Origin of the sequence: Enterobacter cloacae complex sp. SHL001 (assembly GCF_049236825.1) — a bacterium.
GTDB lineage: Bacteria > Pseudomonadota > Gammaproteobacteria > Enterobacterales > Enterobacteriaceae > Enterobacter > Enterobacter hormaechei_C.
Genome location: NZ_JBMKIP010000004.1, coordinates 91,306 through 109,077, shown reverse-complemented (window position 1 = coordinate 109,077; position 17,772 = coordinate 91,306). Strand labels below are relative to the sequence as shown.

The 17,772-nt window shown below is 54.1% G+C and carries 10 protein-coding genes; 6 read left to right on the top strand and 4 right to left on the bottom strand.

The window, feature by feature from the left end:
* Positions 1-4: 4 nt before the first annotated feature.
* On the bottom strand, positions 5-1,402 hold the full coding sequence (locus ACOTYH_RS12665; protein ID WP_058688981.1) for a glycoside-pentoside-hexuronide (GPH):cation symporter: 1,398 nt from the start codon (positions 1,400-1,402) through the stop codon (positions 5-7).
* 164 nt (positions 1,403-1,566) lie between these two features.
* Entirely contained in the window at positions 1,567-2,937 is a 1,371-nt protein-coding gene (aroP, locus tag ACOTYH_RS12660; protein ID WP_015572685.1) for an aromatic amino acid transporter AroP, read from the bottom strand.
* A 537-nt stretch (positions 2,938-3,474) separates the two neighbouring features.
* On the opposite strand from aroP, the gene pdhR reads away from it, so the two are divergent.
* The 5 genes from pdhR to ACOTYH_RS12635 all read left to right on the top strand — a co-directional run bounded on the left by pdhR (position 3,475) and on the right by ACOTYH_RS12635 (position 12,215).
* On the top strand, positions 3,475-4,239 hold the full coding sequence (gene pdhR, locus ACOTYH_RS12655) for a pyruvate dehydrogenase complex transcriptional repressor PdhR (protein ID WP_015572686.1): 765 nt from the start codon (positions 3,475-3,477) through the stop codon (positions 4,237-4,239).
* A gap of 123 nt (positions 4,240-4,362) precedes the next feature.
* Positions 4,363-7,026 carry a pyruvate dehydrogenase (acetyl-transferring), homodimeric type gene (aceE, locus tag ACOTYH_RS12650; RefSeq protein WP_003856315.1) on the top strand — a complete coding sequence of 888 codons (2,664 nt, stop codon included), beginning with the start codon at positions 4,363-4,365 and terminating at the stop codon, positions 7,024-7,026.
* A 14-nt stretch (positions 7,027-7,040) separates the two neighbouring features.
* The gene (gene aceF, locus ACOTYH_RS12645; RefSeq protein ID WP_063933499.1) at positions 7,041-8,939 is read left to right on the top strand and encodes a pyruvate dehydrogenase complex dihydrolipoyllysine-residue acetyltransferase; all 1,899 of its coding nucleotides are present in this window, start codon (positions 7,041-7,043) and stop codon (positions 8,937-8,939) included.
* Between the two features lie 175 nt (positions 8,940-9,114).
* Positions 9,115-10,539, top strand: a complete 1,425-nt coding sequence (gene lpdA, locus ACOTYH_RS12640) for a dihydrolipoyl dehydrogenase (protein WP_077580174.1) — start codon at positions 9,115-9,117, stop codon at positions 10,537-10,539.
* A 278-nt stretch (positions 10,540-10,817) separates the two neighbouring features.
* Positions 10,818-12,215, top strand: a complete 1,398-nt coding sequence (locus tag ACOTYH_RS12635; protein ID WP_232949619.1) for an RCC1 domain-containing protein — start codon at positions 10,818-10,820, stop codon at positions 12,213-12,215.
* A gap of 207 nt (positions 12,216-12,422) precedes the next feature.
* Here ACOTYH_RS12635 and ACOTYH_RS12630 read toward each other — a convergent pair whose 3' ends face one another.
* Positions 12,423-13,214: a DUF2950 family protein gene (locus ACOTYH_RS12630; RefSeq protein ID WP_077580175.1), complete on the bottom strand. Its 792-nt coding sequence runs from the start codon at positions 13,212-13,214 to the stop codon at positions 12,423-12,425.
* Between the two features lie 10 nt (positions 13,215-13,224).
* The gene (locus ACOTYH_RS12625; protein WP_077580176.1) at positions 13,225-14,721 is read right to left on the bottom strand and encodes a DUF3300 domain-containing protein; all 1,497 of its coding nucleotides are present in this window, start codon (positions 14,719-14,721) and stop codon (positions 13,225-13,227) included.
* A 449-nt stretch (positions 14,722-15,170) separates the two neighbouring features.
* Here ACOTYH_RS12625 and acnB point away from each other — a divergent pair, with 449 nt between their 5' ends.
* Positions 15,171-17,768 (top strand): bifunctional aconitate hydratase 2/2-methylisocitrate dehydratase, encoded by a 2,598-nt coding sequence (gene acnB / locus ACOTYH_RS12620; protein ID WP_017383766.1) that lies wholly within the window; start codon positions 15,171-15,173, stop codon positions 17,766-17,768.
* Positions 17,769-17,772: the final 4 nt, after the last annotated feature.

Below are 17,772 nucleotides of genomic sequence, written 5' to 3'. Positions count from 1 at the left end.
TTCCTTATTTAGTCTCAGCGGCTTTGAGTTCCTGATAATCGTTCAGCTCGCGATAGTTGGTGCGACGCTTTTCCAGATCGGACTGGATCTGCTTCATGGTCTCACGGTCCACTTTCAGCAGACGTACTACGCCCGCGGTAATTAAGTATCCAATGCCGGGAATGATGGTAAACAGCAGCACGATCCCGTTGATGGCATCCGCGCTCTGCACTTTTGCGCCCGCGTCGTAGCCGTACCAGGAGAGCAGGAAGCCGACCATTGCCCCGGCAATCGCCAGACCCAGCTTCAGGAAGAAGATGTTGCCGGAGAAGCTGATCCCGGTGATGCGTTTCCCGGTTTTCCACTCGCCGTAGTCATCCACGTCGGCCATCAGCGACCAGTGCAGCGGTGACGGGATCTGGTGCAGGATGTTCAGCAGGACGTAGAGCACGACAATGGTTGTCGTCGCTTTCGGGTCGAAGAAGTAAAAGGCGCAGGAGAAAATCGCCAGCACGATGTTGGTCCAGAAGAAGACCTTCAGCTTACACCAGCGGTCGGTCAGCACTTTCGCCAGCATACTGCCGAACATCATGCCGACCACGCCCAGGCTGATAAACAGCGTGGCGAAATGGGTGCTTTGCCCCATGACCCAGGTGACGTAATACATGGTGGCCGCCATGCGGATAAAGCCAGGGCAGACGTTGCACAGGGTTAACAGCAGGATCCGCACCCACTGGTCATTCTTCCACACGTCTTTCAGGTCGTTTTTCAGTTCGTCATGAGTTTGCACCGCCGGACGCACGCGCTCCCGCACCGTGGCGAAGCAGAACAGGAACATGCAGGTACCAATCAGCGCCAGCACGGTCATCGCCATCTGGTAGCCTTTGGCTTTGTTATCCCCACCGAACCAGTCGGCCATCGGCAGGAGCGTCAGCGACAGCAGCAGCGTGGCGATACCAACCATAACAAAACGGTAGGACTGGCAGGCAACGCGCTCTTTCGGGTCGTTGGTGATCACGCCGCCGAGCGAGCAGTAGGGAATGTTGATAGCCGTGTAGGTCAGCGACAGCAGGAAATAGGTGACAAACGCATAGATAACTTTGCTGTTATAGCTCCAGTCAGGCGTGGTAAACATCAGGATGCTGAACAGCGCGTAGGGGAAGGCAATCCACAGCAGCCATGGACGAAACCGGCCATATTTGCTGCGGGTACGGTCGGCAATCGCGCCCATAATTGGGTCCGTGACGGCATCAATGACGCGTACGGACAGGAGTAAAACGCCAACCAGTGCAGGAGCCAGACCAAAAATATCCGTATAAAAGTAGTTAACAAATAACATGATGGCGCCAAAGATGATGTTGCATCCGGCGTCACCCATGCCATAGCCGATCTTTTCTTTTACTGACAGTTTGTTGTTATTCATCGACAGCTCTCCGGGTTTCGGTATGGAGAGAATTATTCGCTGGCAAACGAATATATGCGTTGCAATATAAAGGCGGTGATATGGAGGATTTTGCTGTGGGCGCGAATTTGTGAGGAAGGTAACAAGACGCTGTACCCGCAACCGCGAGTACAGCGAGAAAACACTTAGTGCGCTTTCACCGTTTTGGCATTTTTCTGTTTCACCATATAACCCACGCCGAGGATCGCAATCCAGACCGGGATCAGGTAGACGGAAATCGCCATGCCTGGGGTGATGAGCATAATGACCAGCACAGCTGCCATGAACAGCAGGCAAACCCAGTTCCCCAGCGGATAGAGCAGGGCAGGGAAGCGCGTGGTTACGCCCTGCTGGTGCTTGGCGCGGCGGAACTTGATGTGCGCGAGGCTAATCATCGCCCAGTTAATCACCAGCGCGGAAACCACCAGCGCCATCAGCAGACCGAAGGCAGATTCCGGTGCCAGGTAGTTAATCAGAACGCACAGCGCCGTCACGACCGCCGACACGATGATGGTATTAACCGGTACGCCACGCTTATCAACGGTAAGCAGCGCTTTCGGTGCGTTGCCCTGTTGCGCCAGGCCGAACAGCATACGGCTGTTGCAGTAAACGCAGCTGTTATAAACGGAGAGCGCGGCGGTCAGCACCACGACGTTGAGCGCGTTCGCCACGAAGGTGTCGCCCAGCTCGTGGAAGATGAGCACAAACGGGCTGGTATCCGCCGTCACGCGCGTCCATGGCAGCAGGGAGAGCAGGACCGCCAGGGAGCCCACATAGAAGATCAGAATACGGTAGATAACCTGGTTAGTGGCTTTCGGAATGCTCTGCTCCGGGTTGTCGGCTTCCGCGGCGGTGATGCCCACCAGCTCCAGACCGCCGAAGGAGAACATGATAATTGCCATCATCATCACCAGACCGGTCATGCCGTGCGGCAGGAACCCGCCTTGCTCCCAAAGGTTGCGCACGGTGGCCTGCGGACCGCCGTTGCCGCTGAACAGCAGCCAGCCGCCGAAGATGATCATCGCTACAACGGCAATCACTTTGATGATGGCAAACCAGAACTCCATCTCACCAAACACTTTTACGTTGGTCAGGTTAATGGCATTGATAATGACGAAGAAGGCCGCCGCAGACGCCCAGGTGGGGATCTCCGGGTACCAGAACTGAATGTATTTCCCAACGGCGGTCAGCTCGGCCATGGCAACCAGAACGTACAGAACCCAGTAGTTCCACCCCGAGGCGAAACCTGCGAAGCTGCCCCAGTATTTATAGGCGAAGTGGCTGAATGAGCCTGCGACCGGCTCCTCAACAACCATTTCACCTAACTGGCGCATAATCAGAAATGCAATAAAACCCGCAATCGCGTACCCCAGAATAATGCCCGGACCGGCCGACTGGATAACCGATGCACTGCCAAGAAACAGGCCAGTACCAATAGCACCGCCCAGGGCGATGAGCTGAATATGGCGGTTTTTAAGGCCGCGCTTTAGCTGATCGCCATGCTGTTGAGCTTCCATTTGAAACCTCGTGTGTGGTTGTTATGTTCACGCTGTGCGTGTGTAATTATGAAAGTCCATATTCTGTATTTATTTCTTTACGGTTAACGATACCGAAAAAAGCGGAGATGGCTTCCGTTAGCGCAAGAATAGTGGTAAGCGCCAGCGAATGCACCTGCTTTATGAAGGGATGAAGACGACTTGAATAAAAAGAAACCAATTGTAAATCGGTACGTTAACCCCTCATACCCCAACCTATAGAATAGAAATGCGTCAGAAGAGGGCGAATTTTCATTTTTTGCCTTGTTGAATCGCTTCAGATTGCAAAAACCCTCGTTTCATTATGGTTAAAACTGCCTCTTTGGTAGTAATCATTTCATTTGTGCAAAGTTACATTCCTGAAACGTTAGTTCTGTAAGGTTGTTAAAATGTGCCGGGTTTACTGATTTCAATCAAAACCAATATGGACAGAAGGTGAATACTTTGTTACTTTAGCGATACGAACATGAAATTGGTAAGACCAATTGACTCCGGGCAAAAAGGCGTAAGACAGGGAATATGGCCTACAGCAAAATTCGCCAACCAAAACTTTCCGATGTGATTGAGCAGCAGCTGGAGTTTTTGATTCTCGAAGGGACACTGCGCCCGGGCGAGAAACTCCCGCCAGAACGCGAGCTGGCAAAACAGTTCGACGTTTCACGCCCCTCTCTGCGTGAGGCGATTCAACGTCTCGAAGCAAAGGGCCTGTTGCTCCGTCGCCAGGGTGGCGGAACCTTTGTGCAAAACAGCCTGTGGCAGAGCTTCAGCGACCCGCTGGTAGAACTTCTCTCTGACCACCCAGAATCCCAGTTTGATCTGCTTGAGACCCGTCACGCGCTGGAAGGTATCGCGGCTTATTACGCCGCCCTTCGCAGCACTGATGAAGACCGCGTACGTATTCGCGAGCTGCATCAGGCCATTGAACGGGCACAGCAGTCCGGCGATTTAGACGCCGAGTCCAATGCCGTCGTCCAGTATCAAATTGCCGTCACCGAAGCGGCGCACAACGTGGTGCTCCTCCATCTGCTACGCTGCATGGAGCCGATGCTGGCCCAGAACGTTCGTCAGAATTTTGAATTGTTGTATGCCCGTCGGGAGATGCTCCCGCTGGTAAGCAACCATCGCACCCGAGTATTCGAGGCGATAATGGCCGGGGAACCGGAGCAGGCGCGCGAAGCGTCGCACCGCCATCTGGCTTTCATTGAGGAAATCTTGCTGGACCGCAGCCGTGAACAATCGCGTCGCGAACGTTCATTACGCCGCATACAGCAACGAAAGGATTAAGCGCCAGGTACTTTTAGAGCGCGGCAACTAAACGCAGAACCTGTCTTATTGTGTTTTCTGGCGAAAATACAATGGGACAGGTTCCAGACAAATCAACGTATTAGATAGATAAGGAATACCCCCATGTCAGAACGTCTCCAAAATGACGTGGATCCGATCGAAACTCGCGACTGGCTACAGGCGATCGAATCGGTCATCCGTGAAGAAGGTGTTGAGCGCGCTCAGTATCTGATTGATCAGCTGCTTTCAGAAGCACGCAAAGGCGGCGTGAAAGTGGCTTCAGGTGCAGGGGCTAGCAACTACGTAAACACGATTGCCGTCGAAGACGAACCGGAATACCCGGGCAATCTGGATCTGGAACGCCGTATCCGTTCTGCTATCCGCTGGAACGCCATCATGACCGTTCTGCGCGCATCCAAGAAGGACCTGGAACTGGGTGGCCACATGGCGTCCTTCCAGTCTTCTGCGACCATTTACGAAGTGTGCTTCAACCACTTCTTCCGTGCAGCTAACGAGAAAGATGGCGGCGATCTGGTGTACTTCCAGGGCCACATCTCTCCGGGCATCTATGCACGTGCCTTCCTGGAAGGTCGTCTGACTGAAGAGCAGATGAACAACTTCCGTCAGGAAGTTCACGGTAAGGGTCTGTCTTCTTACCCGCACCCTAAACTGATGCCTGAGTTCTGGCAGTTCCCGACCGTATCTATGGGTCTGGGTCCAATCGGTGCGATCTATCAGGCTAAATTCCTGAAGTACCTGGAACACCGTGGTCTGAAAGACACCTCTGAGCAGACCGTTTACGCCTTCCTGGGCGACGGTGAAATGGATGAGCCAGAATCTAAAGGCGCGATCACCATCGCGACCCGTGAGAAGCTGGACAACCTGTGCTTCATCATCAACTGTAACCTGCAACGTCTGGATGGTCCGGTAACCGGTAACGGCAAGATCATCAACGAACTGGAAGGCATCTTCGCAGGTGCTGGCTGGAACGTGATCAAAGTGATGTGGGGCGGTCGTTGGGATGAGCTGCTGCGCAAAGACACCAGCGGTAAACTGATCCAGCTGATGAACGAAACCGTTGACGGCGACTACCAGACCTTCAAATCCAAAGACGGTGCCTACGTTCGTGAGCACTTCTTCGGCAAATATCCTGAAACCGCAGCCCTGGTTGCAGACTGGACTGACGAGCAGATCTGGGCGCTGAACCGCGGTGGTCACGATCCGAAGAAAGTTTACGCTGCACTGAAAAAAGCGCGTGAAACCAAAGGTAAAGCGACTGTGATCCTGGCCCACACCATCAAAGGTTACGGCATGGGTGATACCGCAGAAGGTAAAAACATCGCTCACCAGGTTAAGAAAATGAACATGGACGGCGTGCGTTATATCCGCGACCGTTTCAACGTTCCAGTGACCGATGAGCAGGTAGAAAAACTGTCTTACATCACCTTCCCGGAAGGTTCTGAAGAGCACAAGTACCTGCACGAACGTCGTCAGGCGCTGAAAGGCTACCTGCCTGCTCGTCAGCCTAACTTCACCGAGAAGCTGGAACTGCCAGCGCTGGAAGATTTCTCTCAGCTGCTGGAAGAGCAGAACAAAGAGATCTCTACCACTATCGCTTTCGTTCGTGCCCTGAACGTGATGCTGAAGAACAAGTCGATCAAAGATCGTCTGGTTCCAATCATCGCCGACGAAGCGCGTACTTTCGGTATGGAAGGTCTGTTCCGTCAGATCGGTATCTACAGCCCGAACGGTCAGCAGTACACCCCGCAGGACCGTGAGCAGGTTGCATACTACAAAGAAGACGAGAAAGGTCAGATCCTTCAGGAAGGTATCAACGAACTGGGTGCAGGCGCATCCTGGCTGGCTGCTGCGACTTCTTACAGCACCAACAACCTGCCGATGATCCCGTTCTACATCTACTACTCCATGTTCGGGTTCCAGCGTATCGGTGACCTGTGCTGGCAGGCAGGCGACCAGCAGGCTCGCGGCTTCCTGATCGGTGGTACTTCTGGTCGTACGACCCTGAACGGTGAAGGTCTACAGCACGAAGATGGTCACAGCCACATTCAGTCTCTGACTATCCCTAACTGTATCTCTTACGACCCGTCTTACGCGTACGAAGTGGCAGTCATCATGCATGACGGCTTGCAGCGCATGTACGGTGAAGCGCAAGAGAATATTTACTACTACATCACCACCCTGAACGAAAACTACCACATGCCGGCAATGCCAGCAGGTGCCGAGGAAGGTATCCGTAAAGGTATCTACAAACTCGAAACCATCGAAGGTAGCAAAGGTAAAGTTCAGCTGCTGGGCTCTGGTTCTATCCTGCGTCACGTTCGTGAAGCAGCGCAGATCCTGGCGAAAGACTACGGTGTGGGTTCCGATGTGTACTCTGTTACCTCCTTCACTGAACTGGCGCGTGATGGCCAGGATTGTGAGCGCTGGAACATGCTGCACCCAATGGAAACCCCACGCGTTCCGTACATCGCTCAGGTGATGAACGACGCGCCAGCGGTGGCGTCTACTGACTATATGAAACTGTTCGCTGAGCAGGTTCGTACTTACGTTCCAGCTGATGATTATCGCGTACTGGGTACTGACGGCTTCGGTCGTTCTGACAGCCGCGAAAACCTGCGTCACCACTTCGAAGTTGATGCTTCCTACGTGGTAGTAGCAGCACTGGGCGAACTGGCTAAACGTGGCGAAATCGATAAGAAAGTGGTTGCAGACGCAATTACCAAATTCAACATCGATGCAGATAAAGTTAACCCGCGTCTGGCGTAAGAGGTAAAAGAATAATGGCTATCGAAATCAATGTACCGGACATCGGGGCTGATGAAGTTGAAATCACCGAGATCCTGGTCAAAGTGGGCGACAAAGTTGAAGCTGAACAGTCGCTGATCACCGTAGAAGGCGACAAAGCTTCTATGGAAGTCCCGTCTCCTCAGGCTGGCATCGTTAAAGAGATCAAAGTCTCTGTTGGCGATAAAACCGAGACCGGTAAACTGATCATGATTTTCGATTCCGCCGACGGTGCAGCAGCTGCTGCACCTGCGCAGGAAGAGAAGAAAGAAGCCGCTCCTGCTGCTGCTCCAGCAGCGGCCGCGGCAGCGAAAGAAGTGAACGTGCCTGACATCGGCGGTGACGAAGTTGAAGTCACTGAAATCCTGGTGAAAGTGGGCGATACCGTTGCGGCCGAGCAGTCACTGATCACCGTAGAAGGCGACAAAGCCTCTATGGAAGTGCCAGCACCGTTCGCGGGTACCGTTAAAGAGATCAAGATCAACACCGGCGACAAAGTGTCTACGGGTTCCCTGATCATGATTTTCGAAGTGGCGGGCGCTGAAGGCGCTGTGGCTCCAGCGAAAGCGGAAGCTGCTCCGGCTCCGGCTGCTGCACCAGCGGCTGCTGGCGGCGTGAAAGACGTTAACGTACCGGACATCGGCGGTGACGAAGTTGAAGTGACCGAAGTGATGGTAAAAGTGGGCGACAAAGTTGCCGCTGAACAGTCACTGATCACCGTTGAAGGCGACAAAGCTTCTATGGAAGTGCCTGCGCCGTTCGCCGGTACCGTTAAAGAGATCAAAATCAACACCGGCGACAAAGTATCTACCGGCTCTCTGATCATGGTCTTCGAAGTGGAAGGCGCAGCACCTGCCGCCGCTCCAGCTGCCGCGGCTGCTCCGGCACCGGCTGCTGCACCGGCTCAGGCTGCTAAACCGGCTGCTGCCCCTGCTGCTAAAGCAGAAAAATCTGAGTTCGCTGAAAACGACGCTTACGTCCACGCGACTCCGCTGATTCGTCGCCTGGCGCGCGAATTCGGTGTGAACCTGGCGAAAGTGAAGGGCACTGGCCGTAAAGGCCGTATCCTGCGCGAAGACGTTCAGGCTTACGTGAAAGATGCGGTGAAACGCGCCGAAGCTGCACCTGCTGCTGCTGCCGGTGGCGGTATCCCGGGCATGCTGCCATGGCCGAAAGTGGACTTCAGCAAGTTCGGTGAAATCGAAGAAGTGGAACTGGGCCGTATCCAGAAAATCTCGGGTGCTAACCTGAGCCGTAACTGGGTAATGATCCCGCACGTTACCCACTTCGATAAGACCGATATCACCGATCTGGAAGCGTTCCGTAAACAGCAGAACGCCGAAGCTGAGAAGCGTAAGCTGGACGTGAAGTTCACTCCAGTGGTCTTCATCATGAAAGCGGTTGCCGCTGCCCTTGAGCAGATGCCTCGCTTCAACAGCTCCCTGTCCGAAGACGGTCAGAAGCTGACGCTGAAGAAGTACATCAACATCGGTGTTGCGGTTGATACGCCAAATGGTCTGGTTGTTCCGGTCTTCAAAGACGTGAACAAGAAGAGCGTCACTGAGCTGTCCCGTGAACTGACCACCATCTCCAAAAAAGCGCGTGATGGTAAGCTGACTGCCGGCGAAATGCAGGGCGGCTGCTTCACTATCTCCAGCATCGGCGGCCTGGGTACCACCCACTTCGCGCCGATTGTGAACGCGCCGGAAGTGGCTATCCTCGGTGTGTCCAAGTCCGCGATGGAGCCGGTGTGGAATGGCAAAGAGTTCGTGCCGCGTCTGATGATGCCAATCTCTCTGTCCTTCGACCACCGCGTGATCGACGGGGCTGATGGTGCGCGTTTCATCACCATCATCAACAACATGCTGAGCGACATTCGCCGCCTGGTGATGTAATCGAAAAGCCGGCCAGTCGGCCGGCTTTTTTCTGATAATCTCATGGGGTTTTTGAGGTTATTGGTGAAAGCGATAATTCGTGAGCCGTTTGTTGTTTCAAAATTGTTAACAATTTTGTAAAATACGGGCGGATAGAACGACCCGGTGGACGACGGGTATACATTAAGAGGTCATGATGAGCACAGAAATCAAAACTCAGGTCGTAGTACTTGGGGCAGGCCCGGCAGGTTACTCCGCAGCATTTCGCGCCGCGGATTTAGGTCTGGAAACCGTCATCGTAGAACGTTACAGCACCCTCGGCGGTGTTTGTCTGAACGTCGGCTGTATCCCTTCTAAAGCGCTGCTGCACGTAGCGAAAGTTATCGAAGAAGCCAAAGCGCTGGCTGAACACGGTATCGTCTTCGGCGAGCCGAAAACCGACATCGACAAAATTCGTACCTGGAAAGAGAAAGTTATCACTCAGCTGACCGGCGGTCTGGCGGGTATGGCCAAAGGCCGTAAGGTGAAAGTGGTAAACGGTCTGGGTAAATTCACCGGTGCGAACACCCTGGAAGTGGAAGGCGAAAACGGCAAAACCGTGATTAACTTCGACAACGCGATCATCGCGGCAGGCTCTCGCCCAATCGAACTGCCATTCATTCCACATGAAGATCCACGCGTGTGGGATTCCACCGATGCGCTGGAGCTGAAAACCGTTCCTAAGCGCCTGCTGGTTATGGGCGGCGGTATCATCGGTCTGGAAATGGGTACCGTGTACCATGCGCTGGGTTCAGAGATTGACGTGGTTGAAATGTTCGACCAGGTTATCCCGGCTGCCGACAAAGACATCGTTAAAGTCTTCGCCAAACGCATCAGCAAGAAATTCAACCTGATGCTGGAAACCAAAGTGACTGCCGTTGAAGCGAAAGAAGACGGTATTTACGTTTCCATGGAAGGCAAAAAAGCCCCATCCGAACCACAGCGTTACGACGCCGTGCTAGTGGCTATCGGTCGTGTGCCGAACGGTAAAAACCTCGACGCGGGCAAAGCTGGCGTGGAAGTGGACGACCGTGGCTTCATCCGCGTTGACAAACAGCTGCGCACCAACGTGCCGCACATCTTTGCTATCGGCGATATCGTCGGTCAGCCAATGCTGGCGCACAAAGGTGTTCACGAAGGTCACGTTGCCGCTGAAGTTATCGCCGGCATGAAGCACTACTTCGATCCGAAAGTGATCCCATCTATCGCCTACACCGAGCCAGAAGTTGCATGGGTCGGTCTGACTGAGAAAGAAGCGAAAGAGAAAGGCATCAGCTACGAAACCGCCACCTTCCCGTGGGCTGCTTCTGGCCGTGCTATCGCATCCGACTGCGCAGACGGTATGACCAAACTGATCTTCGACAAAGAGACTCACCGCGTGATCGGTGGTGCGATTGTCGGTACCAACGGCGGCGAGCTGCTGGGTGAAATCGGTCTGGCTATCGAAATGGGCTGTGACGCGGAAGACATCGCGCTGACCATCCACGCTCACCCGACTCTGCACGAGTCCGTGGGCCTGGCGGCAGAAGTGTTTGAAGGTAGCATTACGGACCTGCCAAACGCGAAAGCGAAGAAGAAATAAGTTGCTTTGTGCCTGATAAGCGCCTCTTCGGAGGCGTTTTTTTTGGTTTAAAGTCCATATCTTAGTGTTAATTATCAATTTAAATGCAGAATAGATAAAATATTTGTACATGGTTAATTGAATGTATTCGCGAATCAAATGATTCATTTAATTTTTAATGGGTTTGTATAAGCCGCTGTGTTTATGTTTTTTTTAGGAGTGGCTTGGTTAATTTGACTTAAAATAGAAAGATAATATAACTATCGCTGGGATTACTCTATTAAAAGGAACCAGTTATTATGAATAGTTATGAATCGACCTCTGGTATTCGTGATTTAAAAGTCATGGGGGCCAGAACACAATTAGGGGGTGCTTGGGCGAGTGCGACGCATAAGCTTGTAGCCCTTGATAAAGAGACCCTACAGCCCGTCAGCGTTGACTGGTGGTATGAAGATGAATCCGCACCGCGCTTTACTGGACCTGTTTTCACCGATACCCGCCCAAATGTACGCTTGCTGGCAAATTCTGATGTTTATCGGCTGGGTGATGTTATTAATATCAGTAACTTTGGGGGTTCGAGTTCCGCGTTTGCTGTCATAAAAGATGATGGTACCGTAGAAGCGTGGGGGAAGCCAAAACATGGTGGAACCTCACCAACCAGCGAGCGTAACTATAATGTCAGGGCTATTTATGGCGGCCAGTACGCTTCTGCGGCTGTTAATACCAATGGCCAGGTATTTACCTGGTCTGTGGATGATGATAACCCTCTGCCTGATAATGTTGTTGCACTGGATGATATTTTAGATATTAAAGTTGCTGGTGGTAACGACGGTAATGACATCTATCTTGCGTTGCGAGCTAACAACCAAGTCGTACAGTGGAAAGTTGGGGCTTCTCAAAATGACTTTCCTGCTGATATTGCTGCGCGCAGTGATTTCATAGCCATCCAATCCACGGAAACTGCCTTTGCGGGAATTCTACAAAATGGTCATGTGCTAGCTTGGGGAAGTGCAGCATACGGTGGCGCGCTACCGACACATCTGAAAGAAGTAAATGATGTTGTCGCACTTTACAGTAATAGCGGTGCATTTGTGGCACTCAGGGCCTCAGGCAGTGTGATTGCATGGGGAAGCGCCAGTTGTGGCGCTATGATTCCGGATCATATTGCTTGCCTCAAGGATATTGTTTCCGTACACAGCACCAATTCAACTTTTATTGCTTTAAGACAAAATGGCAGTGTGGTTTTTTGGGGGCAGAATTACTATTTGACCGAAATGCCACCGGAAATTGCCGGTCTGACAAATATTATCGATGTTCAGGCCGCTGTTAATGGCAGCTATGCTTTTTTAACTTCGGAGGGGAAAGTGTACTGCTGGGGACATGTCTCGATTTTCGATATACAAATGCCTGAGGATCTTACGGATGTGGTATCTCTGACAGGGGGTACTTACAATTCTTTTGCAGCGCTTCGCCGTGACGGTACCGTAGTGGCATGGGGATTGGGGTATGAAGGTGGCGACACCTCACCTGTCGCACATGAACTTTATAATATTCGTGCCATCTATTCCTGCGATTACCATTTTTGTGCCCTGCGTGACGATAATCATCTCTTCGAATGGTATGCGGAGGACGGAACGGATATAACAAAGATGCCAGCAGATTTGCAGGGGAATGTTACCTATAGCTTTGTTAAATGATCGTGCTGCCAACCCCGAAAGCGAAACAGAAATAAGTTTCTCTCTTGAGTGGTCTCCATTGCGAACAATGTTGATCTGAATTAGAAGAAGCGAAACCTATACTGGAAGCTCAATTGGTGAATATTTTGTAAAAACATAGCCGGGTGACGCTGCGCTTACCCGGCCTACAAAAATCGTAGACCGGGCAGGCGAGGTGCCACCGGACGTTTACGGTGCCACGGGCTGCCAGGATGTATCAGATTTATACACGGTCAATGCCTGGACTTTTCTGGCGGTTTCACTGCCGAGGTCTGCCTGATAAACTTTGTCATCCTGGTTAACAACAAAGCTCATTACCCCCGTCTGACCATAGCTCACGGGCCAGGCAACCATCGCAAAGCCATTTTTATCCGGCAGAATGCGGAACCGATAGCCGTGATAGCCCATACCCGACTCCGGCGGGCTGAAGGCGGGACCCAGCGGGCTTGGCGCTTCGCCCGGCGAGATGGGCCAGTACAGGCCGTCTTTTAGCCCTGGCGTGCTGACAATCTTCTGCGCATAGCGGTGGTTCATGGCGTAGTAGCTGTGCTGTGCGTCGACGTAGGCGTGCAGCGCTTCGATAGCCGCGAGTTCGTTGCGGCCGATTTCGCGGGTCAGGATCTCATCCGCCGCTTTCTGCATATCAAATTGCCAGCCCTCTTTTTTCTTCACTACCGGTATGGGGAGTTGCCAGCCGTTATCGCCAACTGACAGATGGGCAATATCGCCGCTGATTTCGGTACGATGGTTAATCTTCCAGTCACGCAGGAATCGAGCTACCGCCTCCGGATCAACTCCTTCAGGTGGCAGATAGTCGCGCCAGTTATCCCCCAGCAGGTCGGCCATCGCGCGCTCATTCTGCTCGCTGATGGCCTTCGTCAGGGCATTGGCTGCCTGCTCAGGCGTGGAGAAGGATTGCTGGGCGCAGGCGAAGGTGGATACCATCAACAACAGCATTCCACCGATCGGTTTCATGTTCATAGCGGCTCCCTTAACGACGGTGGAATTCACGGTGTTCGGTATGGTGTTCGGACAGCTGCTGGCGGAAGCTGGCACGCTGCTCACTGTTCAGCGACGCGTGCTGGCGGCTTTGCAGCCCGCGCTGGTGCTGGGCCTGCCAGCTGGCCGAACGGCTGTCGTTGCCGCTCAGGGCGTTTGCCCGCAGCGGCTGATGCTGAACCTGCGTCGGGCGTCTGGTTTGCGCAAGAGTATTATTCATCTGTTGTGCGTGTGGCCGCGCGCTGTCGTAGCCGCGATAGTTGCTGCGCTGAGAGAGCTGCTTCAGCTGCTGCGCGGACGCTGAATGTTGCGGGAAATGCGCGTCGCCATGCTGTAGCTGTGTGAGGGGTTTGCCCGTCGACTGCTGTATCTGCGCCATCGCGGCCTGCCGCTGGCTATCGCGGTTGACCGGCTGCTGCCGGGTAGCGCTCAGCCCGCCCGGCACTGAAGTCTGATGATAGCGGCTGGCAAGCTGGCTATTGGCGTAGGGCACGCCGTTGCGGTAGGTCGGATTATGCTGCCAGACCTGATGATTATCGGTACGGTGCTCGCCGGTGATCTTATTGAAGTTATTAACATTAATATTAATGTTATCGCCGTTATGCGAATAACCGCCGTGGTGATCGTCATCATGATCGTGATGATGTTCGTCGTCATCGTCCCAGTCTATGTTACTGAACAGCGCATAGGTAGTGGCTACGCCGAGGCTATAGCCAAAGCCTCTGACAAAACTATTGGTAAACTGCTGGCCGGGAGACGGGGGCAGATACACAGGCGGATAGCTGGCGTTTGGCCACGTGCCGTAAACGGTGGAAGGGTTGTAGGTAGGGACATAGACCACCTGTGGATCGGCTGGCTCAATTTTAATCACCGTCGGACTAGCCGACGTTGACGTCGCGGCTGTACTGGTGGAGGCTGGCGCAGATTTTTTCACGGTGGTGACGGTCTGCTGCGGGGTGGATTGCAACGTGCCTGTCTGCTGCGCGAGCAGGCGCAGACGCTGCACGGAATCCATCACATCCTTTGGCTGGGCCAGAAAGGCGTCGCCGAGGCTCTGTACCCACGACGGGTTTTCTCCCATCAACGACATTAACTGCGGAAAGGCGACCAGCGATTTCACGCTGGCATCCCATGGCTGCCCGCTGACCGCCTGAATGGCGGTATCGCCCTGAATTTTAGGGTTGTCCTTTGACCACTGGGCGGCCTGAATCACGCTCGCCGGATAGGTTGAGGCCATCAGAATTTGCGACAGCAGCGCGTCGGGATAGAGCGCAATGGGCGCTGTCCACTGATCGATCTGCGCGGCGGTATAGGCCGGAGTCGCCACCGGGGCAGGTTGTGCTGTCGGGGCGGGGAGCTGCGGGGCTACCGGCGCAAGTGCGGGAGCGGGTTCCGTTGCGCGGCTTTTAACGAACATGACGCCCGAGGCGGCAAACAGCCCCGCACTGCAAAGCAGAACAAGAAGATGTGGTTTAAAAGGCAACTTCATAGATTGACTCCAACGAGACGAGTGCAGTGCCGTGAGGCGTTGCTGTTGCCGCGAGTATCATTCACCCGTGTTTTACAGTTTTGACTTTTGTTGGGAAAACCTCCGAAGCATCCGGATAAAGAGTGTGAGTATTTATTACACAATTATATCGGATGGCTGAGCAGGCGACGGACATTCAGAAGGCCGCTCTTGCGAGCGGCCAGCAGCTAGCTGCTGGGGTGGCGACAAACTTACGGAACTGCTTTCGGGCCCGGTGACGGGGTGCTATACCATGCTTAACGATTCAGCAAATTTTTTAATGTTGCTTTTTTGTAAACAGATTAACACTGTGCAGAAATCCTGCTATGCTGCCCGACGCGGTATCGGGCATTTACCCTACAAACTGCTGTCTCACAGGAGCGTGAAGAGAACGCCCGCCGCATATGACAATGAGAGCGAGGAGAACCGTCGTGCTAGAAGAATACCGTAAGCACGTAGCAGAACGTGCCGCCGAGGGAATTGTACCCAAACCGTTAGATGCAACCCAAATGGCCGCGCTCGTCGAGCTGCTGAAGAACCCGCCTGAGGGCGAAGAAGAATTCCTGTTAGATCTGCTGATCAACCGTGTACCGCCTGGCGTAGATGAAGCTGCCTACGTAAAAGCCGGATTCCTTGCCGCCGTTGCCAAAGGCGAAGCCACCTCCCCACTGGTTACTCCTGAAAAAGCGATTGAACTGCTCGGCACCATGCAGGGCGGCTATAACATTCATCCGCTGATTGACGCGCTGGATAACGACAAGCTGGCGCCAATTGCTGCCAAAGCGCTCTCTTCAACGCTGCTGATGTTCGATAACTTCTACGATGTGGAAGAAAAAGCCAAAGCAGGCAACGTTTACGCGAAGCAGGTGATGCAGTCCTGGGCCGATGCCGAATGGTTCCTTAACCGCCCTCAGCTTGCTGAAAAAATTACCGTTACCGTCTTTAAAGTGACCGGTGAAACCAACACCGATGACCTTTCTCCGGCGCCGGATGCATGGTCTCGCCCGGATATCCCACTGCACGCCCTGGCGATGCTGAAAAACGCCCGTGAAGGCATTGAGCCGGATCAGCCAGGCGTGGTTGGCCCGATCAAACAGATCGAAGCCCTGCAACAAAAAGGTTTCCCGCTGGCTTACGTCGGTGACGTGGTTGGTACCGGTTCTTCCCGTAAATCCGCCACCAACTCCGTGCTGTGGTTCATGGGCGACGACATTCCGCACGTGCCGAACAAGCGCGGCGGCGGCCTGTGCCTCGGCGGCAAAATTGCGCCAATCTTCTTCAACACCATGGAAGATGCGGGCGCGCTGCCAATTGAAGTGGACGTGAGCAACCTGAACATGGGCGACGTGATTGACGTTTACCCGTATAAAGGCGAAGTGCGCAACCACGAAACCAACGAACTGCTGGCCAGCTTCGAACTGAAAACCGACGTGCTGATCGACGAAGTGCGTGCCGGTGGCCGTATTCCGCTGATCATCGGCCGTGGCCTGACCACCAAAGCGCGTGAAGCGCTGGGTCTGCCGCACAGTGACGTATTCCGTCAGGCGAAAGACGTGGCCGAGAGCAACCGCGGTTACTCTCTGGCGCAGAAAATGGTGGGTCGCGCCTGCGGCGTCACTGGTATCCGTCCTGGCGCGTACTGCGAACCGAAAATGACCTCCGTGGGGTCTCAGGACACCACTGGCCCAATGACCCGTGATGAACTGAAAGACCTGGCGTGCCTGGGCTTCTCTTCCGATCTGGTGATGCAATCCTTCTGCCACACCGCGGCGTATCCGAAGCCGGTTGACGTAACCACGCACCACACGCTGCCAGACTTCATTATGAACCGTGGCGGTGTCTCCCTGCGTCCGGGCGACGGCGTTATCCACTCCTGGCTGAACCGCATGCTGCTGCCGGATACCGTCGGTACCGGCGGTGACTCCCATACCCGTTTCCCAATCGGGATCTCCTTCCCGGCGGGTTCCGGTCTGGTGGCGTTTGCCGCAGCGACCGGCGTGATGCCGCTGGATATGCCGGAATCGGTGCTGGTGCGCTTCAAAGGTAAAATGCAGCCGGGCATTACCCTGCGCGATCTGGTGCACGCGATCCCGCTGTATGCCATTAAACAGGGTCTGCTGACCGTCGAGAAGAAAGGCAAGAAAAACATCTTCTCTGGCCGCATTCTGGAAATTGAAGGTCTGCCGGATCTGAAAGTGGAGCAGGCGTTCGAGCTGACCGATGCCTCTGCCGAGCGTTCTGCGGCGGGCTGTACCATCAAGCTGAACAAAGAGCCGATTATTGAGTATCTGACCTCCAACATCGTGCTGCTGAAGTGGATGATAGCGGAAGGCTACGGCGACCGTCGTACGCTGGAGCGTCGTATTCAGGGCATGGAAAAATGGCTGGCGGATCCGCAGCTGCTGGAAGCCGACGCTGACGCAGAGTACGCGGCGGTGATTGAGATCGATCTGGCGGATATCAAAGAGCCAATCCTGTGTGCGCCTAACGATCCGGACGATGCGCGTCTGCTCTCTGACGTGCAGGGCGATAAGATCGACGAAGTGTTCATCGGCTCCTGTATGACCAACATCGGCCACTTCCGTGCTGCCGGTAAGCTGCTGGATACCCACAAAGGCCAGCTGCCGACCCGTCTGTGGGTGGCGCCGCCAACCCGTATGGATGCGGCGCAGCTGACCGAAGAGGGCTACTACAGCGTGTTTGGTAAGAGCGGGGCGCGTATCGAAATCCCTGGCTGTTCCCTGTGTATGGGCAACCAGGCGCGCGTGGCCGACGGTGCGACGGTGGTTTCCACCTCAACCCGTAACTTCCCTAACCGTTTAGGAACCGGGGCGAACGTTTACCTGGCCTCTGCGGAGCTGGCGGCGGTTGCGGCGCTGATTGGCAAACTGCCAACGCCGGAAGAGTACCAGACCTTTGTGGCTCAGGTAGATAAGACGGCGGTGGATACTTATCGTTATCTGAACTTCGACCAGCTCTCTCAGTACACCGAGAAGGCTGACGGGGTGATCTTCCAGACCGCAGTATAAATGC

Bases quoted from the DNA above. Each gene is read 5' to 3' on its own strand.
- ACOTYH_RS12665 (WP_058688981.1), bottom strand. From the start codon at position 1,402: ATGAATAACAACAAACTGTCAGTAAAAGAAAAGATCGGCTATGGCATG.
- aroP (WP_015572685.1), bottom strand. From the start codon at position 2,937: ATGGAAGCTCAACAGCATGGCGATCAGCTAAAGCGCGGCCTTAAAAAC.
- pdhR (WP_015572686.1), top strand. From the start codon at position 3,475: ATGGCCTACAGCAAAATTCGCCAACCAAAACTTTCCGATGTGATTGAG.
- aceE (WP_003856315.1), top strand. From the start codon at position 4,363: ATGTCAGAACGTCTCCAAAATGACGTGGATCCGATCGAAACTCGCGAC.
- aceF (WP_063933499.1), top strand. From the start codon at position 7,041: ATGGCTATCGAAATCAATGTACCGGACATCGGGGCTGATGAAGTTGAA.
- lpdA (WP_077580174.1), top strand. From the start codon at position 9,115: ATGAGCACAGAAATCAAAACTCAGGTCGTAGTACTTGGGGCAGGCCCG.
- ACOTYH_RS12635 (WP_232949619.1), top strand. From the start codon at position 10,818: ATGAATAGTTATGAATCGACCTCTGGTATTCGTGATTTAAAAGTCATG.
- ACOTYH_RS12630 (WP_077580175.1), bottom strand. From the start codon at position 13,214: ATGAACATGAAACCGATCGGTGGAATGCTGTTGTTGATGGTATCCACC.
- ACOTYH_RS12625 (WP_077580176.1), bottom strand. From the start codon at position 14,721: ATGAAGTTGCCTTTTAAACCACATCTTCTTGTTCTGCTTTGCAGTGCG.